Consider the following 24767-nt stretch of genomic DNA (forward strand, 5'->3'; position numbering starts at 1 on the left):
AGCCTACGGCTCACCGGTACAGCCTTCGGCCGCAGTGCGGCCACGGACTGGCGCCCCGCTGCACGTACAGCTTCTTCGCCCGGTACGTCTGCTCCGCAGCGGGCGCGTCCTGCGCGACCCCGCTGCCGCCGAGGGACCGCCAGGTGCCGGGGTCGAACTGGTACAGCCCGCCGTACGTCCCGGAGGGATCGACGGCGTCCGGCCGGCCGCCGGACTCGCACTGGGCGAGCGCGCCCCAGTTCAGGCCGTCCGCGCCGGCGACCGAGCGGGGCAGCGGCTTCGTGCCCACCTTGACGCGCTGGGCGACGGGCGCGCGCACCAGCTCCTCGGAGGTCCGGCGCGGCTTCTGCCGGACCCCGTTGACGGTGCGCAGCACGTACGTGACCCGGCGCACGCCCTGCACGCCCTGCCGTTCGACGACCTCGGTGCCGGCGAACAGCTCCGGGTCGCGGACCCGCTCGACCGCGTACGGGACGGGCTCCTCGCGGACCTCCCGGGTGCCGGTGATCCGCAGCACGGTGACGGTCTGGCCGTCGTGCGGGAAGGAGTCGGGCGGCACGGAGGTCGTGTCCTGGCCGGAGAGGGTGATCCCGGCCTCCTCGACGACCTCGCGGACGGTGGCGGCGTTGGTCCGCACGGTCCGCTCCCGGCCGTCGGCCAGCAGGGTGACGGTGCGTTCGGTGCGCACGTCCAGGGCGAGTCCGGCGCGGCCGATCGGCGCGGAACGGGACACGGACAGGTACGCGCCCTCCGCCCGCACGCCGAGCTGGCGCAGCGCGCCCTCGACGGTGCGGGCGGTGGTCCACACCTGGCGGCGCTGTCCGTCGAGGGTGAGCCGCACGGGCCGGCCGTAGCGGACGACGACCTCGTCGCCGTCGTCGAGGGCCGTGCCGGGGCCGGGGGCGACGAGGTCGTGCGCGCCGGTGGCCAGGCCCTCGTCGGCGAGCAGTTCGCCGACGTCGTCGGCGAAGGTGTGCAGGGTGCGCGGGACGCCGTCGACGCTGAGCCGGACGGCCTTGTCGTCGGCGACGAAGGCCGTCGTGCCGCCGGCCAGGAAGGCGACGACCAGGGCCTGCGGGACGAGCCGGCGCAGGCCCTCGCCGGCGGGGGCGGCCCGGCGGCGGCGGGCGGCCCGCCGGGCCGCGGCCCGGCCCGAGGGGGCGGGCGGGGCGACCTCGATCGCGTAGGGCTGCGTGTCGTACTCGTGGATCGAGGGGGTCGCCGGCGGCGGGACGGACGGCGGCTCGACCGTGGCGGCCGCGGCGCGGCGGCCGCCGCGGCGTGCGGCCCGGTGACTGCCCTGCGAGGTGCTCACGAGGCCGGGACCTTAGCGGAGCGCCGGTCACTCTCCAAAGCAGCGCGACTACGGACGGTCAGAGTTATGGATCAGTAATCGAAGGCCAGTGCGGTGTTCGCGGCGAGCGCCGCGCACAGCTCGTCCACGTCCTCGCCCCGGACCTCGGCCATCGCGCGGACGGTGAGCGGGATCAGGTACGGCGCGTTCGGCCGGCCCCGGTACGGCACGGGCGTCAGGAACGGCGCGTCGGTCTCGACCAGGAGCAGCTCGCGCGGGGCCACGGCGAGGGCGTCGCGCAGGGGCTGGGCGTTCTTGAAGGTGACGTTGCCGGCGAAGGACATGTAGTAGCCCTTGGCCGCGCAGATCTCCGCCATGGCCGCGTCGCCGGAGTAGCAGTGGAAGACGGTCCGCTCGGGCGCGCCCTCCTCGTCGAGGATCCGCAGCACGTCGGCGTGCGCCTCGCGGTCGTGGATGACCAGCGCCTTGCCCTGCCGCTTGGCGATCTCGATGTGGGCGCGGAAGGAGCGCTCCTGGGCGGCGATGCCCTCGGGGCCGGTGCGGAAGAAGTCGAGGCCGGTCTCGCCGACGCCCCTGACCTCGGGCAGGGCGGCGAGCCGCTCGATCTCGGCCAGCGCCTCGTCGAGCGCCGCGTCCCCGCCGGCCTCCCGGGCGCCCTGCCGGGACCAGCCGTCGGGGTCGCCGAGGACGATGCGCGGGGCCTCGTTGGGGTGCAGGGCGACGGCGGCGTGCACCTGGGGGTGCGCGGCGGCCGTCTCGGCGGCCCACCGGGAGCCCTTCACGTCGCAGCCCACCTGGACCACCGTCGTCACGCCGACGGCGGCGGCCCGCGCGAGGGCCTCCTCGACGGTGCCGGACTGCATGTCGAGGTGGGTGTGCGAGTCCGCCACGGGCACCAGCAGGGGCTCGGGCAGCGGCGGCGGGGCGTCCTTGGAGGTCATGACCCGATCGTACGAGGACGGCCGGGAGGCCGGTCGGGCGCGCCCGGCCGTCGCGGAGGGCCCGGGTCACCCGCCGTGGTGGGGCGCCGTGGTCACTTGCGGTCGCGGAAGGGGTGGAGCAGGTCGGAGAGGTGCCGGTGGTGTTCCTGTTCCTTGGCCGGGCGCGCCTCGGTGGAGCCGGGTTCCTTGACCGGGCCGGGGGGCTCCCCGGTGCGTGCGCCCGTCGGTTCCGCGCGGTGCACGGCGGTGTGCTCGCCCGCGGGCCCCGGCGCGGCGGCGGGCGGGATGTGTCCGACCTCCTCCAGCACCCGCAGGGCCGTGGACACCTGCCCGGACCTCAGGATCCGGACCGCGCCGCGGCGCTCGCAGTTGGGGCAGGCCAGATCGGACAGCGGCGAGGGCACCCGCGCGCCCTCGGTCCGGTAGACGACGAACTGACGGCCGTCGGCGTCGAGGCGGTGCTCGATGTCGTACGCCTGCTCCCAGCCGTATCCGCAGCGGGCGCAGGCGAAGGAGTACTCCTCGTGGCCGACGGATGCGCCGGTGATCTCGCTCATACCAGCTCCTCTCCACTCCACTGACCAGTGGACGCCCATTTCGGCCGGAGCGCATCAGCGGAGGGTGCCGGGACCGTCCGCGACACGGCGGAGGCTTTGCCTTTCAGGTTAGCCCTTCGGCGGGATTCGGGACCGCCGCGACCGCCGCCGGGCCCGCGACCGCCGCGTGGCTCAGCCCTGCGACTGCCCGCCCGGGGCAGCTCTACGGCTGCGATTCGGCGTTCTTCGCGGCGACGACGGCGTCGAAGACCTCGCGCTTGGGCAGTCCGGTCTCCGCGGCGACGGCGGCGATGGCCTCCTTGCGCCGCTCCCCCGCCTCCTCGCGCACGCGGACCCGGCGCACCAGCTCCTCCGCGTCGAGCTCGGCCGGCCCGGTCTCCGGGGCGCCCTCGACGACCACGGTGATCTCGCCGCGCACGCCCTCCTTCGCCCAGACGGCCAGTTCGCCGAGCGGGCCCCGCTTGACCTCCTCGTACGTCTTGGTCAGCTCGCGGCAGACGGCGGCGCGCCGGTCCTCGCCGAACACCTCGGCCATGGCGGCGAGGGTGTCGTCGAGACGGTGCGGGGCCTCGAAGTAGACGAGGGTGCGGCGCTCGCCGGCGACCTCGCGGAGCCGGCCGAGCCGCTCGCCGGCCTTGCGGGGCAGGAAGCCCTCGAAGCAGAAGCGGTCGACCGGGAGTCCGGACAGGGCGAGCGCGGTGAGCACGGCGGAGGGGCCGGGCACGGCGGTGACCTTGATGTCCTGCTCGACGGCGGCGGCGACCAGCCGGTACCCGGGGTCGGAGACGGACGGCATGCCCGCGTCGGTGACCAGCAGCACCCGGGCGCCGCCGGCCAGCGCCTCGACCAGTTCGGGCGTACGGGCGGACTCGTTGCCCTCGAAGTAGGAGACGACCCGGCCGGTGGTGTGCACACCGAGGGCGCGGGTCAGCCCCCGCAGCCGCCGGGTGTCCTCGGCGGCGACGATGTCGGCGCGTTCCAGCTCGGCGGCGAGCCGGGGCGGCGCGTCCGCGATGTCGCCGATGGGGGTCCCTGCGAGTACCAGCGTTCCTGTCACATGGGTCATCCTCGCAGCCCGGACGCGCGCCTCGCACAGGCGCGTTCCCTACGATGGCGCGGTGACCAGTACCGCACCACACCCCCAGCAGGGTCAGGAAGCCGGGCAGCAGCCGCCGCCGTGGCAGCGGCGTCTGCGCCGGTTCGGCTATGCGGCCCCGGCGCGGGCCGGGCTGCGGGAGCGGCTGGTGCCGCCGTACACGAAGCCGTCCGCGACGGCGGTGGCGCTGCTCGGGCTGCCGCGGGGCGTCGTCGACTTCGTGGTGCGCTGGGCGGCCTGGGGCGGCCCGCTGCTCGTGGCGCTGGTCGCGGGGCTGCTGCGGTTCTGGAACCTGGGCAGCCCGAAGGCGGTGATATTCGACGAGACGTACTACGCGAAGGACGCCTGGGCCCTGATCAACCAGGGCTACGAGGGGTCCTGGCCGAAGGACGTCGACAAGTCGATCCTGGCGAACCCGGACGCGGTCACGGTGCCGGTGGAGCCGGGGTACGTCGTGCATCCGCCGGTCGGCAAGTGGGTCATCGGCCTGGGCGAGCAGTTCTTCGGCTTCACGCCGTTCGGCTGGCGGTTCATGGTCGCGGTGCTCGGCACGCTGTCGGTGCTGATGCTGTGCCGGATCGGCCGGCGGCTGTTCCGCTCGACGTTCCTGGGCTGTCTGGCGGGCACGCTGCTCGCGGTGGACGGCCTGCACTTCGTGATGAGCCGCACGGCGCTGCTCGACCAGGTGCTGATGTTCTTCGTGGTCGGCGCGTTCGGCTGCCTCCTGATCGACCGGGACCGGTCGCGGCAGCGGATCGCGGCGGCGCTCCCGGAGGACGACGAGGGGGTGCTGCGCCCGGACGCGGCGGTGGCGGAGGGCCTGCGGCTCGGGTGGCGGCCGTGGCGGCTGGCGGCGGGCGTGATGCTGGGCCTGGCGTTCGCGACGAAGTGGAACGGCCTGTACATCATGGCCGCGTTCGGTCTGCTGACGGTCCTGTGGGACGTCGGCGCGCGGCGGACGGCCGGTGCGGTGCACCCGTACGGGGCGGTGCTGCGCAAGGACCTGGTCCCGGCGTTCGTCTCGGTGGTGCCGGTCGCCCTCGTCACGTACGTCGCCTCGTGGACCGGCTGGATCGCCTCCGACAAGGGCTACTTCCGCAACTGGGCGGCCGAGCAGGACAAGGCGCACGGCGCCGGTCTCTGGTCGTGGCTCCCGGACTGGCTGCGGAGCCTGTGGCACTACGAGACCGAGGTCTACCACTTCCACGTCAACCTGACGTCGGGCCACACGTACGAGTCGAACCCGTGGAGCTGGATCGTCCTGGGCCGCCCGGTCTCGTACTTCTACGAGGACCCCGCGCCCGGCAAGGACGGCTGCCCGGCGGACCTGACGGAGAAGTGCGCCCGCGAGGTGCTGGCGCTCGGCACGCCGCTGCTGTGGTGGGCGGCCTGCTTCGCGGTCCTGTACGTGCTGTGGCGCTGGTTCTTCCGCCGCGACTGGCGCGCCGGGGCGATCGCCTGCGGGATCGCGGCGGGCTGGGTGCCCTGGTTCTTCTACCAGGAGCGCACGATCTTCCTCTTCTACGCGGTGGTCTTCGTCCCGTTCCTGTGCCTGGCGGTGACGATGATGATCGGCGCCCTGATCGGCCCCCCGGGCTCCACGGAACGCCGCCGCACCTTGGGCGCGGTCGGCGCCGGCGTCCTGGTCCTCCTCATCATCTGGAACTTCATCTACTTCTGGCCGCTCTACACGGGCAGCCCGATCCCGATGGACGACTGGCGCGCGCGGATGTGGCTGGACACCTGGGTCTAGGCGGACACGCGAAAAAGGGCGCGGCCGGGTGGCTGCGCCCTTTTTCGTACCCCCGTGGGTGGTCGGGTCAGCGGGTGATCTCGGCGCGGATGCGCTCGTCGGGGGTGGCGATGTCCCAGTAGTAGGCGGTGCCGCTCGCGCCCTTGTAGGCGCCGGTGCCGCCGGTGATGGCCATCTCGAGCTCCGGCGCCCCGCGCTCCCAGAGGGCCTGCATGGTCAGGGAGCCCTTCTCGAGCTTGGCCGTGATCACGCACTGCGACGTCTGCCGGTCGCCCTCGACGCGGACGACCTCGCAGGTGCCGCCGCCGAGTCCGACCACGCGGCCGTCCTTCGAGGTGGTGCCGGAGAAGGCGTTCATGTCGCCCTGGCTCGGCCCGGCCGCGCCGAGGTCGATCGACTCGTACTGCAGGTTCTCGACCTTCAGCTCGAGGACCTCGACGCGCTTCTTCGGGGCCGACGTGTCGGCGGCGCCGGCGCTGCCGACGGCGAGGACGCCGAGGGTGGCGGCGGCCAGGGTGACGGCGGCGAACCTCTTGATGAGCATGATGAATCCCCTCGCGATTGAACTGCCTTGCGCTGTCTCGCACTTGAGGCTGCTTGGTGCGACGCCTCCGACGTTATGGCGCTCGGATCATCACGTCCAAGACGAATATCGCTATGGCGTTATGCCTCGGGAGGCATGACCAGGCCACGCTCGAATAACAACCGTCACTCCTGTCACGCGTCTGACGTAGGGTGCTCCTGTCCATTCGCTTGAACACGTTCAAGCGAGCTCCTGGGGAGGGGAACCACAGGGATGCGCAGTGGAGTGAGAACCGCGATCGTCGGGGGCGTCTTCGTCGTCGTGGCGGGCGGGGTCGGGTACGGCGGCTACAACCTCTGGCAGGGGATCAGCGGAGGCGCCTCGGACGGGATCGGCGCCGCGTCCGCCCCCGAGACACGCAGATCCGGGCCCGTCACGCAGGACGAGGTGTCGCAGACCGCGAAGAAGTTCCTGGACGCCTGGGCGTCCGGTTCGCCGGACGCCGCCGCCCAGCTGACCAACAACCCGGTCGACGCCGGGCCCGTCCTGGCCGCCTACACCGCGGACGCGGCCGTCTCGAAGGCCGTGATCACGCCCGGCACGCCCGTCGGCACGAAGGTGCCCTTCACGGTGCAGGCCACGGTCACCTACGAGGGCACCTCGAAGCCCTGGACGTACACCTCCCAGCTCACCGTCGTACGCGGCCTGAGCACGGGCCGGCCGCTGGTCGACTGGCAGCCCTCCGTGGTCCACCCGCGGCTGACGAAGACGACCTCCCTGCGGACCGGCGCGGCCACGTCCGCCGAGATCAAGGCCGTCGACCGCGAAGGCCGCGAGCTGAGCCGCGAGAAGTACCCCTCGCTCGGCCCGGTCCTCGACGAACTGCGCGCGAAGTACGGGGCGAAGACCGGCGGCAGGGCCGGCGTGGAGACCGTCCTGGAGTCCACCGAGGACGGCGTACCCGACAGCACCCTGCTCACCCTCGTCAAGGGCGAGCCGGGCACGCTGCGGACGACCATCGACGCGGACGTGCAGGCCGCGGCGGAGCGCGCCGTGAAGCAGTACGGGCAGGCGTCCGTCGTCGCGATCAAGCCGTCGACCGGCGAGATCCGCGCGGTCGCGAACAGCCCGGCGGCCGGCTTCAACACCGCCTTCCTCGGCAAGCAGGCGCCCGGCTCCACACTGAAGATCGTCACCGCGGCGCTGCTCCTGGAGAAGGGGCTCGTGGCGGCGGACCGGGTGGCGGAGTGCCCGAAGAACGTCTCGTACTACGGCACGCCGTTCCACAACCTCAAGCACTTCGAGCTCAACGGCCGGACGTTCGGGGAGAGTTTCGCCCGGTCCTGCAACACCGCCTTCATCAAGCTGATCGACGACGTCGGCGACGACGCCGCGCTCGGCAAGGTGGCCACGGACGTGTTCGGCATCGGGCTCGACTGGCAGACCGGCGTCCCGACGTACGACGGCTCCGTTCCCGAGGCCACCGGCGGCACCGCGGCCGCGCAGTACATCGGGCAGGGCACGGTGCAGATGAACGTGCTCAACATCGCGTCCATCACGGCGACCGCGAAGCACGGCACGTTCAAGCAGCCGATCCTCGTCGCGAAGGACCTGGACGACCGGCCGATCGCCAAGGCCGCCCGCTCCCTGCCGGACTCCGTCGCCCAGCAGCTGCGCGCGATGATGCGGCGCACCGCGGTCAGCGGCACCGGCGCCGACGCGATGGCGGGCGTGCGCGGCGACAAGGGCGCGAAGACGGGCTCCGCGGAGGTCGACAACCAGGCCACGTCCAACAGTTGGTTCACCGGCTACGCCGGCGACCTCGCCGCAGCGGCGGTCGTCCAGTCGGGCGGCCACGGCGGCGACGCGGCGGGCCCGGTCGTGGCGCGGGTGCTGAACGCGCGGTAATGGTAGCGACGGTGACAGCGGTGGCAGTTGCGGGGTTCGGGGGCGGTGGCGCACGGGGGTGAAACGCGCTCGCATGGCCCGTACACGTACCGCTAGCGTGCGGCCATGACGGAATCGCTCGCACACCCCCAGTTCGCCGCCGCGCTGCAGGACCTCGGCATCGAGGTCGAGGTACGGCGCTTCCCGGACGCCACCCGCACCGCCGCGGAGGCGGCCGCGGCGATCGGCTGCGCCACGTCCGAGATCGTCAAGTCGCTGATCTTCGCGGCGGACGGCGTGCCGGTGCTCGTCCTCATGGACGGCTCGTCGCGGGTCGACGTCGAGCGGGTGCGGGCGGAGCTGGGCGCGGGCAAGGTGACGCGGCCGGACGCGGCGGTGGTCCGGGAGGCGACGGGGTACGCGATCGGCGGCGTCCCGCCGTTCGGGCACCGGACGAGGACCCGCGTCCTGGCCGACCGGGGCCTGCTCGACCACGACGTGGTGTGGGCGGCGGCGGGCACCCCGTACACGGTGTTCCCGATGGAGCCCAAGACGCTGATCGCCCACGCGGGCGGCACGCTGGTGGACGTCCGGGAACGGACCGCGTGACGCCGCTGGTCGTCGCCGCGGTCCTCGTCGCGGCGGTCACGCACGCCACGTGGAACGCGATCGCGCACCACATCAAGGACCAGCTGCTCTCCTTCACGCTCATATCCGGCGGCGGGGCGGTGATCGGCGGGGTGGCGGCGCTGTTCGTCCCGGTGCCGGCGGCGGGGGCGTGGCCGTACCTGATCGCCTCGGCGGCGCTGCACATCGGGTACTACGCCCTGCTGATGCGGTCGTTCGCGCTGGGCGACTTCGGGCAGATGTACCCGATCGCCCGGGGCACCGCCCCGCTGGCGGTGACCCTCCTGGCGGCGCTGTTCCTGGACGAGATCCCGGCGGCGCCGCAGCTCGCGGGCGTCGCGGTGGCGTGCGCGGGGCTGACGGGCCTGGCCCTGTGGGGCATCCGCGGCTCGGGCCGGCGCCCCGACTGGCCGGCCCTGCTGGCGGCGCTCGGCACGGGCCTGGCGATCGCGGCGTACACCGTCGTCGACGGCATGGGCGCCCGCGCCTCGGGCTCGCCGCTCGGCTACATCGCGTGGCTGATGGTCCTGCAGGGCCTGGTGATCCCCGCGTACGCGCTCTGCCGCCGGGGCCCGTCGTCCCTCGCCGCCGACCTGCCCCCGCACGCCACCCGCGGCCTCCTGGGCGCCGCCCTCTCCGTCGCGGCCTACGCCCTGGTCCTCTGGGCCCAGACGCAGGCCCCGTTGGCCCCCGTCGCCGCCCTCCGCGAATCCTCCGTCATCGTCGGCGCGGCCATCGGCACCGTCTTCTTCAAGGAACGCTTCGGCACCCCGCGGATCGCGGCCGCCACCCTCATGGCGATCGGCATCGGGTTGATGCTGACGACGGGGTGACGGGCAGGCGGGGCGGCACTGACCTACGGGGGGACGCGGGAGCCGGGGATCGAGGTGATCCTGGACGTCAATCGCGCGCTGCGGGCCGCCGGGGCGCTGGAGGCGTTGCCTACGCCGTACGAGCGGGACAAGTGGTGAGGCCGGGGGTCACCATTCCACCGGGAGTTTTCTCAGGCCGGTGAAGAACTCCCGGTCGCGCCACTGGAGTTCGCTCTCCGGGACCGCCAGGCGGAGGCGTGGGAGGCGGGTTGTGGTGCGTTCGAGGGTGACTTGGAGTTCGAGGCGGGCCAGGTGGGCGCCGAGGCAGTAGTGGATGCCGTGGCCGAAGCTGATGTGGGGGGTGCCGGGGCGGTCGAGGAGGAGGCGGTGCGGGGAGGGGAAGGCGTCGGGGTCGTGGTTGGCGGCAGCCTGGGAGACGACGACCGGCTCGCCGGCCCTGACCAGGACGCCGCCCAGGTCCACGTCCTCCCGCGCGTACCTCGGCAGGGTCAGGCCGTTCAGGAGCGGGACGTAGCGCAGGAGTTCCTCCACCGCCCTGGGGACGCGGGCCGGGTCCTCGCGCACGGCCCGCAGGATCCGCGCGCCGTCCGCCGCCGTGTCGCCCGGGAGCAGCAGGACCGCGAAGAAGTTCGCGATCTGGTTGGTCGTGGTGACGAAGCCGCCGATGAGCAGTTCGTTGAGGAGGCCGGTCAGTTCCTCCTCGTCCGGGACGCCCTTCGTCAGGACGGTGAGGAGGTCCTTCCGCGGTTCCTCGCGACGGGCCTCGATCCAGCCCTCCATGCGGCCGAAGAAGTCCGCCGCCCGCTTGCTCAGCGCCTCCGGCGTCACCGTCCCCGAGCACACCGTGTCCGCCCAGGCGCGGACCGCCGGGCGGTCCTCCTGCGGGACGCCGACCAGTTCGCAGATCAGGGTCATGGGGAGGGGAAACGCCAGGGACTCCACCAGGTCCGCCGGGGGCCCCGTCACCTCCATCGCGTCCAGCAGGGCGTCCGCGACCTCCCGCACCCGCTCCCGCAGACGCTCGATCCGGCGGGCCGTGAACTCCCTGGCCAGCAGCGACCGCAGCCGCGTGTGGTCCGGGGCGTCGAGCGCGATCAGGCCGCCGCCGGCCCGCGGCATCGGGCCGATCCGCGGCTGGTCGCGCCGGACCGCCTCGGCCAGGCTGAAGCGGGGGTCCGAAAGGACCGCGCGGACGTCCTCGTACCGGGTCGCGAGCCACGCCTCGTCGCCGTACGGCAGGCGGACCCGGACCGGCGGGCGGCCGTGCAGGGGGCGGTAGTCCTCCGGGAGCCCCAGGCCCTCCTTCGTCCAGAAGGGGTAGGGCAGGGGGTCCTGATGCCGTGGGTCCTGTGCCCGCTCCGCCTGGCGTTGCTGCGTCGTCATTGCTGTCCCGGTTCCTCTCGTGCGTACGGGCCGACCGCGATGTCCACGTGCGTCGGCGGCGGCGCGCTCGTGTCGATCTCGGCCCGGAAGTCGATGCCGTCGTCGCGGCAGATGAACTGCATGACCTGCCGGCCCGCCGCCGCCGCGCGGATCAGGCCGCCGGTGGTGGCCCACACCCCGGAGAGGTAGAAGTTCTCCAGGCCGGGCAGCACCGGGCCGTGCTTCTTGACCAGTTCCTCCATCGCCTCGCCGCTCTCCACGAAGGGCTGCCAGCCGAGGAACGTGCCCTCCCAGCTGCCGGTGTAGCGGATCTGGGTCAGGGGGGTGGCGACGTCCTTGACCGCGATGGAGGCCCGCAGGCCCGGGTGGAGCTCCTCCAGGAAGTCCACGACCGCGTCCCTCACCCCCCGTTTCGCCAGCGTGTACGCCTTGCCGCGCTTCACCGGCAGCGTGTGCAGCTCCGTGCCGCGCCGCTGCCGGGTCAGGCGGTCCGGGCCCTCGGCGAGGTCTCGCCAGGGGGCGGTGTCGGAGTAGTACGTGGCGTAGACGACGCTGGTGCCGCGGGGGGACAGCTCGGGGTAGTGGCGGCTGCGGAACTGGACGTTCAAGCTGGGGTGCTTCAGGCCGGTGAGCCGGGACGCCGTCACCTCGTCCAGCAGGTGCGTCGTGGTCGGCACGGCGTCGGGGTACGGGCGGCGCAGGCCGAGGAAGACGCTGACGTAGCCGGGGAAGACCATGCCGGGTTCGTGCAGGGTCCGCCGGTACAGCTTCTCGTACCCGCCCTCCAGGTAGCGGCCGTCCAGCAGCTTCAGGAACGTCGTCGGGCCGTCGCAGGCGGAGACGACGACGTCGGCGTGGTGCTCGCTGCCGTCGGAGAGCCGGACTCCGACGGCCCGGTCGTCCTTGACGAGGATTTCCTCGACCATGGCGTTGTACGTGATGTCACCGCCCAGCCGCAGGTAGCGCTGCTCGATCGACGTGGCCAGGCCCAGCGAACCGCCCTCGGGCACGCCGGCCGTGCGCAGGTGCTGAGCGGCCATCTGGAAGTAGAACGGCAGCACCGGGAAGTTGGGCTGCTTCTCGTACAGGATGTAGTTGAACGCCTCCCGCAGCAGCGGGTCCTGGAAGCGGGCGGAGTAGTCGCGCATCAGGACCGACATCGACGTGCGGAAGAGGTTGAAGTACGGGACGAACCCGGCCAGCATCCGCCACCTCTCGCGCCTCGACATCAGCGCCACCGGCTTCAGGAACGGGTACCTGGGCAGCACGGTGACGAACCGCCGCAGACCAGCGCAGAAGGAGCGGATCGCGCGGGCGTCGGCCGGGGACAGGTCCAGGAGGTGCGCCTCCAGGCGGTCCGGGTCGCAGTAGAAGTGGACGACCCGGCCGTCCCGGCCGCGGATCGTGTTGAAGACGTCGAAGTGCCGCATCTCCTTGCCCTGCAGCGCCCCGAGTTCGAGCCAGATGCGGTGCATCTCGTTGCCGGGTCCGTTGCCGAGGAGCCAGCTGATGCAGGCGTCGAAGGTGAAGTCGCCGCGGTCCCAGCCGGTGCAGCAGCCGCCGGGGAGCTCGTGCATCTCGAAGACGTGGGTGCGGTAGCCGTTCATCCGGGCGTACGCGCCGGTGGACAGGCCGCCGAGACCGCCCCCGACGATGATCATGGACCTGCGGCGCGGGCCGCGCGCCCGCGCCCGCCTCATGTCACCCTCCGCTTCTCCAGCTGCGGCAGCCGCCCCAGCTTCCCCGGATGCCACGGCTCGGTCCCACCGCTCTCCCAGGCCCGGAACTCCAGCCCCAGGTCCCGGCACAGGTACTGGACGGCGAACCGGCCGCTCGCCGCGGCCCGGATCAGGCTGCCGCCGCCGAACCACTGGCCGGCCAGCGTGAAGCCGTCCAGGCCGGGCAGTCGCAGCCGGTCCTTGTTGATCAGGCCGGTGATCACGTCGTCGGCGGGGGTGAAGGACTTCCAGCCGAGGATGCTGCCGCCGCGCACCCCCGTGTACCGCTCGGTGGTCGTCGGCGAGGCCACGTCGACCACCTCGATCGCCCGCCCGATCCCCGGGTGGTGCCGCTCCAGGAAGCCGCGGACGAAGTCCGCGACCTCCTGCTTGCGCGCCCAGTACGCCTTGCGGTCGGTGCGCCGCAGCTGCTTCCAGGAGGCGTAGTCCGAGAAGTACGTGCAGTGGACCACCGACTTGCCCGGCGGGGCGAAGCCGTCGGAGTAGCGCGAACGCAGCTGCACGACCAGGCTGTTCTGCATGCACCCGGGCAGCGCCCGGGCGTCCGCCTCGGAGAGCAGGTACGTGGTGCTGTGCCGGGCGGCCGGGTCGAGTTCGTCCTTCAGGCCGACGAACGCGGAGACCACGCCCGGGTAGAGCTGGTCCGGCTCCTCGGCCAGCTCCGTGAACAGCCGGTCGGTGCGCGGGCTCGCGTACCGGCCGCCGAGAAGGCCCTGCAGGGTCGTCGCGCCGTCGCAGGCGGAGACCACGTGGTCGGCGTAGTGCCGTTCCCCGCCGCGCAGTTCCACGCCGACCGCGCGGTCGTCCTCCACGAGGACGCGCTCCACCCGGGACCGGTAGTCGATCCGCCCGCCGAGACCGAGGTACCGCTCCTCCACCGAGCGGGCCAGGCCCAGCGAACCGCCTTGCGGGAAGCCGGCGTTGTGGTGGTAGGCGCTGGCCATGTTGAACAGGTACGGCAGCAGCGGGAAGACCTCGTGGTCCTGGAAGAAGATGAACGGGAAGGCGCGCCGCAGCAGCGGATCCTGGAACCGGGCGCAGAACGTCTCCATCCGGGTCGCGGCCGTCCGCCACAAGGTGACGAACGACGGCAGCACGGCCCGCAGCGTCCGCAGCTTCTCGCGCGGGGACTGCAGCGGCGGCGGGGTGAGAAACGGGTACAGGTTGATGCCGATGAAGCGCCGCAGGTCCCGGCAGAACGCCCGGATCGGGCGGGCGTCGGCCGGGGACAGCTCCAGCAGGTGCGCTTCGAGGCGGTCGGGATCGTTGTAGAAGGTGACCGAGCGGCCCGTCTCGTCCGTGACGGTGTTGAACATCTCGAAGTGGGCGACGGTCTTGCCGTCGAGCGCGCCCAGCTCCCGCCACAGCCGGGCGGCGTCGTTGTTCCGCCCGGTGCCGGTGAGCCACTCGATGCAGTAGTCGAAGACGTAGTCCTGCCGGGACCAGGCCGTGCAGCAGCCGCCGGGCAGCACGTGCCGCTCGAAGATCCGGGTCTCGGCGCCGCTCATCTGCGCGTACGCGCCCGTGGACAGGCCGCCGATGCCCGCGCCGACGACGATCACCCGCGGCGGCTCGCCCGGGGCGCGCCCGGGCCGCCGCTCCCAGACGGGGCGGTGCTCACGCGACATGCGCCGCACCCCCCGCGCCGGCGAGGTGGCCGGTGTCGCCGTCGAGCGCGATCCGGACCAGGGCCGCATTCCGCTCGGCGGGTTTCTCGTCGAGCATCTCCGCGTGCAGCCCCCGGCCGCGGACCAGCCGCGCGGCGGTCGTGGAGGCGGCGTGCCAGCTGCCGCGCTGCCCGGCCCCGTACAGCTCGGCCTTCGCCTCGTCGGAGATGACGGTGACGGCGGCGTCGACCGTGCCGTGGTTCGGGGTGCGGCCGCAGTACTCCAGGTAGTCCCTGGCCTGCGCGAGGGTCTGTTCGGTGACGGTCTCCGAGCGGGTGTGGCGGCGCAGGTGGTCGCGCAGCTCGTGCTCGAAGGCCTCGATGTGCTCGGAGGCGAGCCCGTACGTCTCGGTGATCCGGTACGAGTCCAGGATCACGACGTGCGGGACGCGCCGGCCGCGCCGCTCCAGCTCCTTGGCGACCTCGAACGCGAGGTTCCCGCCGAGGGAGTAGCCGAGCAGGAGGCACGGGCCCTCGGGGCGGAGCCGTTCGACGAGGTCGGCGTAGCGCAGGGCCTTGTCGCCGTCGACGTGGTTGAAGGCGTGCAGCTCGTACTCGGGCAGGCGGGCCGCGAAGTGCCGGTACACCAGGCCGTGGCCGCCGGCCGGCGGGAAGCAGAACAGCGGGGTCGGCGCTCCGGAGTTGAACGTGAGGTGGGACAGGGCGCCCTCGGTGCGGCCGGTGACGACGTCCTCGACCGTGCGGGCCATGCCGTGCAGCGTGGTCACCTTGAACAGCAGGCCCACCGGCAGGGCGATGCCGAACTCCTTCTGCAGGAGGTGGATCAGCTCGATGAGGGTGATGGAGCTGCCTCCGGCGGCGAAGAAGTCGGAGCGCAGGCCGATCCGCTCGACGCCGAGGACGGCCTTCCAGTGGGCGGCGACCCGCTCCTCGTAGAGCGTGACGGGCGGTTCGTGCTCCTCGTCGGCGGCGGGCTCGTCGGCCGGCGCGGGCAGGGCGGCCGGGTCGACCTTGCCGTTCGGGGTGAGCGGCAGCGCGTCGAGCACGGTCAGCCGGGCGGGGATCAGGTACGTGGGCAGCTGGGTGGCGAGGTGGCGGCGCAGCGCCCGGGGGTCGGGGCGGGCGCCGTCGTCGGCGACGACGTAGCCGCAGAGCGCCGGCTCTCCCCCGGTGCCGGTGCGGACGGTGACGTACGCGTCGGCGACGCCGGGGGCGGAGGCGAGCAGGGCCTCGATCTCGCCGGGCTCGATGCGGTGGCCGCGCAGCTTGATCTGCGCGTCGGCGCGGCCGAGGAGGTGGAGGCGGCCGCGGTCGTCGCGGCGGGCCAGGTCGCCGGTGCGGTAGAGCCGCTCGGGCGCGGCGCCGGGCCGGTCGTCGAGGGTCAGCTCGACGAACCGCTCGGCGGTCTGCTCCGGGTCGCCCGCGTAGCCGAGGGCGAGGCCGGGCCCGCCGGCCCACAGCTCACCGACGACGCCGGGCGGGACGGGCCGCCGGTGGGCGTCGAGGACGTGCAGCACGCAGTTGGGCAGCGGGGTGCCGATGGGGACGGCGGCGTTCGGGTCGAGGCCGTCGACGGGGCCCTCGAAGCAGGCGCTGTCGATGGTGGCCTCGGTCAGTCCGTACGAGTTGACCACGCGGGTGTGCGGTCCGGCGAGGCGGCGCAGCCGCTCGTACTCGGCGACCTTCCAGGTGTCGGAGCCGACGATCAGCAGTCGCATGAAGTCGAGGCGGCGGCCGTCCTCCTCGCAGTGCCGGATGAGCGTGCGGGCGACGGCGGGCACGAACTCGGCGCAGTCGACGCCCTCGGCGGTCATGGCCTCGTACAGGCGGGGAGTGTCGAGCAGCAGGTCCCGGTCGGCGAGCACGAGTCGGCCGCCGGAGCTCAGGGCGCGGACGAGGTCCCCGGTGAAGACGTCGAAGGAGACCGCGGCCATCTGCAGGTGTGTGCCGGGGTCGGTGTCCAGGCCGTACACCTCCCGCCAGGCCCCGTACAGGGCGGCGAGGGAGCGGTGGGCGATCCGGACGGCCTTGGGGCGGCCGGTGGAGCCGGAGGTGTGGATGACGTAGGCGAGGGCGTCGGGGTCGCAAGGGGCGTCCGGGGCGTGGGGCGCGTCGGCCGAGGGGGCGCCGGCCGCCGGGGCGTCCCCATGCGCGTCGAGGGAGACGTCCGTGACGAACTCCGCGCGCAGGTCCGCCAGCTTCCCGCGTCCCGCCGCGTCGGTGACGACCAGGCCCGCGCCCGCGTTGCCGGCCATGTACGCCAGCCGGTCCGCCGGGTGCTCCGGGTCCAGGGGCAGGTACGCGGCGCCGGCGCGCCAGACCGCGAGGAGCGCCACGACCAGCTCCGGCGATTTCGGCAGGCAGACCGCGACGACGTCGCCGGGGCCCGTGCCGCCGGCCCGCAGCCGGGCCGCGAGCGCCGCGGAGGCACGGTCCAGCTCCCCGTACGTGACGTGGCGGGCCGCGGCGCCGGGGACGGTGACCGCGACCGCGTCCGGGGTGCGGGCGGCCGCCTCGGCGAACAGCGCGTGCGCCGGGCGGTCCTGGGCGACGACGGGGCCGCGCGCGGCGGGGCCGTGCAGGATGGCGCGCCGCTCGTCCGCGCCGAGCATGTCGAGCCCGGCGACCGGCGCGGCGCCGTCGGCGCGCGTGAGGGCGTCGAGCAGGGCCGTGTAGTGGCGGGCGAACCGCCGCACGGTCCGGGGCTCGAACAGGTCGGTGTTGTACTTCATGACGCAGTGGAAGCGGTGCTCGGACTCGTCCTCGTACGCCGACAGCGTCAGGTCGAACTGGCCCTCCTCCTCGGGAAGTTCGATGTAGTCGAGGTGGTAGCCGTACCGCTCCGAGGACACCTTGTGGGCGAGCAGGATGAACATCGCCTGGAAGACCGCGGAGCGGCTCGGGTCGTGCGGCAGGCCCAGCTTCTCGACGAGGAGCACGAACGGGTACTCCTGGTGGTCGAGCCCGCCGAGCACGGTCCGCCGGACCCGGTCGAGCAGCTCGGCGACGGTCGGGTCGCCGGACAGGTCGGCGTACAGGGGCAGCGGGTTGACGAAGTAGCCGTAGACGGAGGCCAGTTCCTCGTCGGTGCGGCCGGTGACGGGGCTGCCGACGACGATGTCGTCCTGCCCGGAGTGCCGGTGCAGCAGCAGGTGGTAGGCGGCGAGCAGCACCATGAACACGGTGACGTCGTGGGCGCGGGCCAGGGCGTGCACCCGGGCGCTCAGCTCCTCGTCGAGGACGAAGAACTCCGAGGCGCCGTTGTGGGTCTGCACGGCCGGGCGCGGCCGGTCGGTGGGCAGGGCCAGCGGCGGCAGCTCGGCGGGCAGGGCGCCGCGCCAGTACTCCAGCATCCGGTCGGCCTCCGGGGACGCCAGGAAGCGGTTCTGCCGGTTGAGGAAGTCGAGGTACCGGGCGGGAACCGGCGGCAGTCCGACGGGGCGGCCGGCCCGCAGGCCCTCGTAGACGGCGAGGAGTTCCTCGATGAACGTGAACGTGGAGACGGCGTCCGAGACGATGTGGTGGACGGCCTTCATGATCACCCATCGGTCGGTGCCGCGCCGGAACAGCCGGAACCGCATCAGCGGGTCCTCGGCGAGGTCGTACGGCCTGCGGTACTCGGCGACGATCAGCTCGCGGATCTCCTCCCACTCCAGGCCCTCGACGTCGAACACCGCGAAGTCGGGCTCCCGGCCGGCCGAGATCCGCTGGACGGGCCGGCCGTCCTCCAGGACGACGTTGGCGCGCAGCACCGGGTGGCGGTCGACGAGCACGCGGACCGCGGCGGCCATCAGCTCCGGCTCCAGGGCGGTGCGGACCTCGACCGCGCCGCCGATGTTGTACGCGTGGCCGTCGGGGTTGAGCTGCTTGAGGAACCACAGCGCCTTCTGGTTCTGCGTGAGCGGGTACCGGTCGGGGTCCTCGTGCACCTCGACGTCGACCTGTGCCCCGGGGCCGGACGCGCCGGCCGCGAGGGCCTCGGTGGCCTCGTGCAGCTGGGCGATCAGCTCGCGCACGGGCGCGCCGCTGAGCAGGGCCACGACCGGCAGGGCGACGCCCGTGGCCGCCTGGACGCGGGCCCGCAGCTCCATCGCGAGCAGCGAGTCCAGGCCGAGGGCGCCGAGGCCGGTGCCGGGGTCGATCCGGTCCTCCGCGACCCGCAGCACGGACGCGGCGGGCCCGGTGAACCGGGCGGCGACCAGCGCGGCGCGCTCCTCCTCGTCGGCGGCGGCGCGGAACCGGGCCAGGTACGCGGCGGGCTCGTCGGCGCCCTCGCCGCCGTCCGCCCCGGCCGCGGCGGCGCGGGCGGCCTCGGCGGCGAGGGAGGCGACCAGCGGGGGCGCGGTCGGATACCAGGCGAGGAACGCCTTCCAGTCGCTGATCGTGGCGATCAGCAGCTGGGCGCGGTCCTGGCCGAGGACCCGCTCCAGGACGGCCGTGCCGGCGGCGGGGGTCAGCGAGGTCATGCCGCGGACCGTGCGGTAGTGCTCGACCAGGCTGAGCTCCTCGATCATGCCGGTCGCCCAGGGGCCCCAGTCGAGGCTGAGCGCGGGCAGGCCGCGGGCCCGGCGGTGGTGGGCGAGGGCGTCGAGGAAGGCGTTGCCGGCGGCGTAGTTGGTCTGGCCGGCGGTGGTGAGCAGGGAGCCGACGGAGGCGAACAGCACGAAGTGGTCGAGGGGTTCGTCGCGCAGGAGGCGGTGCAGCAGCCAGGCGCCGGCGGCCTTCGGGGTGAAGGCGGCGTCGAAGGCCGCGCGGTCCATGGCGCGTACGGGGGTGTCCCGGACCTGCCCGGCGAGATGGAACACGCCGCGTACGGGCGGGGCGTCCTGGGCCCGGCGCCCGGCGAGCCAGTCGGCGAGGGCCGCCTCGTCGGCGATGTCGAGCGCGGCGTGCACGGGGTGCGCCCCGAGGGCCTCCAGCTCCTTGACGAACCGCGCTCCGGAGCTCGCCGGCGCGTCCGGGTCGAGGGCCCGCCAGGTGGCCCGGTCCGGCAGCCCGGTCCGGCCGACGAGGATCAGGTGCCGGGCGCCGCGCCGGACGAGCGCCCGGCACAGCAGCCGGCCGAGCGCGCCGAACGCCCCGGTGACGAGGTACGCCCCGTCGGCGCGGAGCCGCGGCGCCAGCGGCCGGGTCAGCCCCTCGGGCCGGACGAGCCGGCTGACGAGCCGCCGCCCGCCGCGCAGGGCGACCTCGTCCTGTGTGCCGTCGCAGGGCACGAGCAGCTCGCGGAGCAGCGCGGCGGCCTCGTCCTGGCCGGGTTCGGGGTCGAGGTCGATCAGCCGGCCGGGGTGGGCGGTGAGTTCCTGGTGGCGCAGGACGCGGGTGACGCCCCAGGCGGGGGCGCCCAGCGGCTCGGCCGGGGCGCCGGGGGCGGTGGCCTGGGCACCGCGGGTGACCACGTGCAGGACGGCGGGGCGGGTCTGCTGGGCCGGGTCGTCCTGGAGGGCGCGGGCGAGGGCGACGAGGGAGTACGCGCCGAGGTCGGCGTGGGCGTCGAGCCGGTCGCGGGAGGTGGCGTCCAGGGCGGGCAGGTCGAGGTTCCACAGGTGGACGATCGCGTCGAGCGGCCGGTCGGCGGTCACCCCGGCGAGCAGCCGGGCCAGTTGGGCGCTGTCGCCGGGGACGACGCGACTGTCCCGGCCGTCCGCGTCGAGGGCGTACGCCTCCCCGGGCCGTACCAGGTGGCAGCGGCCGCCCCGGGCGGTGACCAGGTCGGCGAGGGCGTCCGCCGTGCCGCCGGGGCGGTCGGCTAACAGCAGCCAGTGGCCCGGCTCCGCCGCCTCGGCCCCGGCGCCCTCCTCGTCCTCGTCCTCGTACGGGACCTCGGTCCAGGCGAGTTCGGCGAGCCAGCCGTCGATGGTGGCGAGGCCGACGGCCGCGCCGGCCTGCTCGACGTCGGCGGCGCGGAATCCGCGCACCCGGCCGACGCAGCGGCCGTCCTCCGTGTAAAGGGCGAGGTCGCCGACGAGTTCGTCGTCCGCGCGCCGGGTGACCGTGGCGTGCGCCCACAGCGGCCGGTCGCCGACCGGGCAGGTGCGGACCTCGTCGATCGACAGGGGCAGCAGGGTGCCCGTGCCGGTCTCGTCGTCCGGGGGCAGTCCCGCGACCAGCAGCGCCTGGAAGCAGGCGTCGAGGAGGGCCGGGTGCAGCTGGTGGCCGGCCGCGTCGCCGTCGAGCGCTGCGGGCGGGCGGATCAGGGCGAGGGCCTCGCCGTCGGACCGCCACACCTCGGCGATGCCCCGGAAGGCCGGCCCGTAGTGGTAGCCGCGGGCGGCGAGGGCCGCGTAGCAGGCGTCCGCGTCGAGGCGCCGGCCGCGCCGCCCGGGCAGAGTGCCGGGCGCGCCGCCGGGGCCGCCGCGGACCACGCCGCGGGCGTGCACCACCGGCCCGTCGGGGCCCGCCGAGGCGACGGTGAACGCGGCGTCCTGCTCGGAGAGCGACAGCTGCACCGTACGGGGCGCGTCGTCGGGCAGGAACAGCGCCCTGCGCAGCTCGATGTCGCCGAGCACGACCTCGTTCGCCCCGGTCAGCGCCCGTACCGCCTGGGTGGCCATCTCGACGTAGCCGGCCGCGGGGAACAGCGTCCGCCCCTGGATGCGGTGGTCGGCCAGGTACGGCGCGGACTCGGCGTCGAGCGCGGCCTCCCAGACGGGCTCGGCGGTTTCCAGGCGGCGGCCGAGCAGCGGGTGGTCCACCCGCCCGAGCCGGACCCGGGCGACCGGCTCGGGTTCGGTCCAGTACCGGTCACGCTTCCACGGGTGGCGGGGCAGCGGCACGATCCGGCCGCGCGGCTGCAGCACGCCCCAGTCGACGGGGACGCCGAGGGTGTGGAGGGCGGCGAGGGAGGTGGTGTAGCGCAGCGACTCGTCCTCGCCGCGCCGGATCGACGGCAGGGTGACGACGGGCCCGCCGCCCGCGGCCTCCACGCATTCGCGGACGGAGTGCCCGAGCACCGGGTGCGGGCCGAGCTCCAGGAAGAGGCGGTGCCCGTCGGCGGCCATCGCGTCGACGGCGGCGCGGAACCGCACGGTGTCGCGGACGTTGCGCCACCAGTACCCGGCGTCCAGCTCGGGCCCCTCGCCGCGGCCCTCGCGGCCGGTCAGGTACAGCGGCAGCCGGGCGGGGCGCGGCCGGAGGCCGGCGAGCCCGGCGCGCAGCTCCTCCTCGATCGCGTCCATGGCCGCGCTGTGGTACGGCACTTCGACGTCGAGGAACTTCACGAACACGCCGTCGACGCGCAGGCCCTCGGCGTACGCGCCGAGCGCCGCCTCGTCCCCGGCGAGGGTGACGGTGCCGGGGCTGTTGACGGCGGCGACGGAGATCAGCTTCCCGTACGGCGCGGCCCGGCGCACCGCCTCGTCCTCGGGCAGTCCGACGGCGAGCATCCCGCCGGTGCCGGCGAGCCGGTGCTGCAGGCGGCTGCGGCACAGCACGATCCGCACGGCGTCGGCGAGGTCGTACACACCGGCCGCGTGGAAGGCGGCGACCTCGCCGGTGCTGTGGCCGACGACGGCCGACGGCTCGACGCCGTGGGACCGCCAGAGCGCGGCGAGCCCCACTTGGACGGCGAAGTTGGCGGGCTGGGAGAGCCAGGTCTGCGCCATCCGGGACCGCTCGGCCGGGGCGTTCAGCTCCTCGACGAGGGACCAGCCGGCCTGGGCGGCGATCTCGCGGTCGACGGCCTCGACGGCCTGCCGGTACACGGGCCGGGTGGCGAACAGTTCGCGGCCCATGCCCCACCATTGCGGGCCCATGCCGGTGAACACCCAGGCGGGGCGCTGTGCTTCGCGGGCGTGGCCGCGCACCACGCGCGGGTGGTCCTCGCCGCGGGCGTGGGCGGCCAGCGCCTCGTCGAGGTCGGCGGCCGTCCCGTACACGACGGCGAGGCGGGCCTCGTGGTGCTGGCGGCGGTGGGCGTAGGTGTACGCCAGGTCGTCGGGGTCCGCCGGGTGCGGCGCGGCCAGTTCGGCGCGGACGGCGGCGGCGTGCCCGGGGAGCACGGCGGAGTCGTGGGCGCTGAGCGGGAGCACGGAGTGCGGGGGCCGCTGCCTGCCGGCGGCCGGCCGCTCCGTCCGCCGGGGCGTGGCTTCGAGGAGGACGTGGGCGTTGGTTCCGCCGAAGCCGAAGGCGTTGACGCCGGCACGGGCCGGTCCCTCGTGCTCCGGCCAGGGGGTGGGGCGGTCGGGGATGCGGAACGGAGCGGCGTCCAGGTCGATCGCGGGGTTGACGCGCTCCAGGTTGATGTGCGGCGGGATCAGGCCGTGTTCGAGGCTGAGGGCGGTCTTGACGAGCCCGGCGATGCCGGCGGCGGACTCGGTGTGCCCGATGTTCGTCTTGACCGAGCCGACGTAGCAGACGTCGCCGGGGCGGCGTCCGGTGGCGAGCGCGCGGGCCAGGGCGCCGGCCTCCACGGGGTCGCCGACGGGGGTGGACGTGCCGTGCGCCTCCACGTACTGCAGGTCGCCGGGGGCGATCCCGGCCCGCGCGCAGACCTGCTCGATCAGCGCGACCTGGGCGTCCGCGCTGGGCACGGTGATGCCGTTGGTGCGGCCGTCCTGGTTGACGCCGGTGGCGGTGATCACGGCGTGCACGGGGTCGCCGTCGCGCAGCGCGTCGGAGAGCCGCTTGAGGACGACGATCCCGACGCCCTCGGCGCGCACGTACCCATCGGCGTCGGCGTCGAAGGTGCGGGAGCGGCCCCTTGGGGAGAGGAAGCCGCCCTTGGTCTCGGCGATCGTGTACTGCGGGGCGAGGTGGAGCAGGGTGCCGCCGGCGAGGGCGAGGGAGCTCTCGCCGCTGCGCAGGCTCTCGCAGGCGAGGTGGACGGCGACGAGGGAGGAGCTGCAGGCGGAGTCGACGGAGAGGCTGGGGCCGCGGAAGTCGAAGCAGTGCGAGATCCGGTTCGACACCATCGTCATCATCGTGCCGGTGGCGGTGTGCGCGCCGAGGGTGTCGAAGCGCAGGTCGGAGAACTGCAGGATCTTGTAGTCGAGCGTGAACGCGCCGACGAACACCCCGACGTCGCGCCCGGCGAGTTCGGCCGGCTTCTGTCCGCCGTCCTCCAGGGCCTCCCAGGCGACCTCCAGGAGCTTGCGCTGCTGGGGGTCCATCGCGTGCGCCTCGCGGGGGCTGATCCCGAAGAACTCCGGGTCGAACTCGTCGACGCCGTCGATGTATCCGCCGCGCCCGCCGACGAGCCGGCCGGGCTTGGACGGGTCACGGGAGCCGAGGCCGGCGGCGTCGTACCGGTCGGGCGGGGTGTCGGTGATGCAGTCCCTGCCCTCGACGAGGTTGCGCCAGAAGGTGCGGTGGTCGTCGGCGCCGCCGGGGAAGCGGCAGCCGATGCCGATCAGGGCGATCTTCTCGGTGAGCTCGGTGGGGTGGTCAGGGGCGTGTTCGGGCATCAGCGGTCCCTTGCATCGCGACAGGAGGAAAGAGAAGGAGAGCGGGCGGCGGGCGGCCGGTCAGCCGGCGGTGCGCCGCCACGGGGAGGCGAGGGTGGCGAGGATCCGGCCGGTGGCGGGGAAGGCGTGGGGCTCGGTCAGCCCGACGGCCTGAGGGGCGCGTCCGGGCCGCCAGGTGAAGCTGCCGAACAGCTTGTCCCACAGGGCCAGTTCGGAGCCGTAGTGGCCGGCCTCGGAGAGGTCGGTGCTGTGGTGCAGCCGGTGCTGCTGGGGCCCCGCGAGCACATGGTTCAGCACCCCGAGCCGGACTCTGATGTCGGCGTGCACGAAGTACCCCTGGGCGACGGTGAACAGGCCCACGGCGAGCACCGCCCGCTCGGAGAACCCGGCCAGCGCCAGGGCGAGTTGGACGAAGCCCTGGGAGAGGACGACGTCGGCGACGTGGTTGACCCCGTTGTTGGCGACGTTGACCTTGGCGGGCACGTGGTGCACGCCGTGCAGCCGCCACATCCAGGCGTAGGTGTGTCCGGCGCGGTGCACCGCGTAGCTCGCCAGCGAGCCGACGAGCAGGGCCAGGGGTATCTCCGCCCACAGCGGCAGCGCCGGCCGGGGCCGGGCGACCGCCGCGGCCGCGAGGAGCACCACGTTCTGCCCCGCGGCGCCGCCGAGGACGGTGAGCACGAAGTACGCGCCGTACCAGCGCCATTCGCGGCGGTCGGGCCGCCAGCTCGGGTCGTACGGGATGAGGTGCTCCAGGAGGACCAGGTAGCCGAGCACCGCGAACTGGAACAGGAAGATCGTCTGCCCGGGATCCCAGCCCCGCGTCTCGATGAGCGCGTGGACCGTGCCGACGGCGAGCAGCAGGACGGGCTGGACGGTGACGGCCAGCAGGTCGCGTCCCGTGGGCCGGGGCATGGCGGTCCTCCTCGTCGCAGGGGAGCGGGCACGTGGGAGCGCTCCCCTGGCGCGCGCCGGCGCCGGGGAGCTTGATGACAGTATGAAATTGGGCGACTACGCACAGCAATAGGGATCAGGGGGCGCGCGGTGTCGTGAGCGCCGCCCGCGTGATCCACACACCCCCG

At 74.0% G+C, this 24767-nt stretch carries 14 protein-coding genes; 4 read left to right on the forward strand and 10 right to left on the reverse strand.

Annotated elements, in window-relative coordinates; translation table 11 throughout:
- Positions 1 to 10: 10 nt before the first annotated feature.
- The 4 genes from ACNJ93_RS12700 to rsmI all read right to left on the reverse strand — a co-directional run bounded on the left by ACNJ93_RS12700 (position 11) and on the right by rsmI (position 3879).
- Positions 11 to 1315: a ubiquitin-like domain-containing protein gene (locus ACNJ93_RS12700; protein ID WP_418957503.1), complete on the reverse strand. Its 1305-nt coding sequence runs from the start codon at positions 1313 to 1315 to the stop codon at positions 11 to 13.
- A 71-nt stretch (positions 1316 to 1386) separates the two neighbouring features.
- Entirely contained in the window at positions 1387 to 2256 is an 870-nt protein-coding gene (locus tag ACNJ93_RS12705; protein WP_418957504.1) for a TatD family hydrolase, read from the reverse strand.
- A 92-nt stretch (positions 2257 to 2348) separates the two neighbouring features.
- Positions 2349 to 2813 (reverse strand): hypothetical protein, encoded by a 465-nt coding sequence (locus tag ACNJ93_RS12710; protein ID WP_418957505.1) that lies wholly within the window; start codon positions 2811 to 2813, stop codon positions 2349 to 2351.
- Positions 2814 to 3015: 202 nt separating this feature from the next.
- Positions 3016 to 3879, reverse strand: a complete 864-nt coding sequence (gene rsmI, locus ACNJ93_RS12715; RefSeq protein WP_418957506.1) for a 16S rRNA (cytidine(1402)-2'-O)-methyltransferase — start codon at positions 3877 to 3879, stop codon at positions 3016 to 3018.
- 52 nt (positions 3880 to 3931) lie between these two features.
- On the opposite strand from rsmI, the gene ACNJ93_RS12720 reads away from it, so the two are divergent.
- Positions 3932 to 5662 carry a dolichyl-phosphate-mannose--protein mannosyltransferase gene (locus tag ACNJ93_RS12720; RefSeq protein WP_418957507.1) on the forward strand — a complete coding sequence of 577 codons (1731 nt, stop codon included), beginning with the start codon at positions 3932 to 3934 and terminating at the stop codon, positions 5660 to 5662.
- A 67-nt stretch (positions 5663 to 5729) separates the two neighbouring features.
- Here ACNJ93_RS12720 and ACNJ93_RS12725 read toward each other — a convergent pair whose 3' ends face one another.
- Complete coding sequence (locus tag ACNJ93_RS12725; protein ID WP_418957508.1) at positions 5730 to 6206, reverse strand: allene oxide cyclase barrel-like domain-containing protein; 477 nt, start codon at positions 6204 to 6206, stop codon at positions 5730 to 5732.
- A gap of 252 nt (positions 6207 to 6458) precedes the next feature.
- Between ACNJ93_RS12725 and ACNJ93_RS12730 the strand changes: the two genes are divergently transcribed.
- From ACNJ93_RS12730 to ACNJ93_RS12740, 3 genes are all read left to right on the forward strand, one after another.
- Positions 6459 to 8093, forward strand: a complete 1635-nt coding sequence (locus tag ACNJ93_RS12730) for a penicillin-binding transpeptidase domain-containing protein (protein ID WP_418957509.1) — start codon at positions 6459 to 6461, stop codon at positions 8091 to 8093.
- A gap of 105 nt (positions 8094 to 8198) precedes the next feature.
- On the forward strand, positions 8199 to 8681 hold the full coding sequence (locus ACNJ93_RS12735) for a YbaK/EbsC family protein (protein ID WP_418957510.1): 483 nt from the start codon (positions 8199 to 8201) through the stop codon (positions 8679 to 8681).
- Entirely contained in the window at positions 8678 to 9532 is an 855-nt protein-coding gene (locus tag ACNJ93_RS12740; protein ID WP_418957511.1) for an EamA family transporter, read from the forward strand. The genes ACNJ93_RS12735 and ACNJ93_RS12740 overlap by 4 nt, the downstream gene beginning before the upstream one ends.
- A 147-nt stretch (positions 9533 to 9679) precedes the next feature.
- Here ACNJ93_RS12740 and ACNJ93_RS12745 read toward each other — a convergent pair whose 3' ends face one another.
- Genes ACNJ93_RS12745 through ACNJ93_RS12765 form a run of 5 tightly spaced genes read right to left on the reverse strand, consistent with a single transcriptional unit; the run spans position 9680 to position 24600 of the window.
- Entirely contained in the window at positions 9680 to 10915 is a 1236-nt protein-coding gene (locus ACNJ93_RS12745) for a cytochrome P450 (RefSeq protein WP_418957512.1), read from the reverse strand.
- The gene (locus tag ACNJ93_RS12750) at positions 10912 to 12615 is read right to left on the reverse strand and encodes a phytoene desaturase family protein (RefSeq protein ID WP_418957513.1); all 1704 of its coding nucleotides are present in this window, start codon (positions 12613 to 12615) and stop codon (positions 10912 to 10914) included. The genes ACNJ93_RS12745 and ACNJ93_RS12750 overlap by 4 nt, the downstream gene beginning before the upstream one ends.
- Entirely contained in the window at positions 12612 to 14282 is a 1671-nt protein-coding gene (locus ACNJ93_RS12755) for a phytoene desaturase family protein (protein ID WP_418957514.1), read from the reverse strand. The genes ACNJ93_RS12750 and ACNJ93_RS12755 overlap by 4 nt, the downstream gene beginning before the upstream one ends.
- Positions 14272 to 23685, reverse strand: coding sequence for an amino acid adenylation domain-containing protein (locus ACNJ93_RS12760; RefSeq protein ID WP_418957515.1), 9414 nt, complete (start codon positions 23683 to 23685; stop codon positions 14272 to 14274). The genes ACNJ93_RS12755 and ACNJ93_RS12760 overlap by 11 nt, the downstream gene beginning before the upstream one ends.
- A gap of 60 nt (positions 23686 to 23745) precedes the next feature.
- Positions 23746 to 24600, reverse strand: coding sequence for a sterol desaturase family protein (locus ACNJ93_RS12765; RefSeq protein ID WP_418957516.1), 855 nt, complete (start codon positions 24598 to 24600; stop codon positions 23746 to 23748).
- Positions 24601 to 24767 lie beyond the last annotated feature (167 nt).

Origin of the sequence: Streptomyces tritici, from assembly GCF_048500665.1 — a bacterium.
GTDB lineage: Bacteria > Actinomycetota > Actinomycetes > Streptomycetales > Streptomycetaceae > Streptomyces > Streptomyces tritici.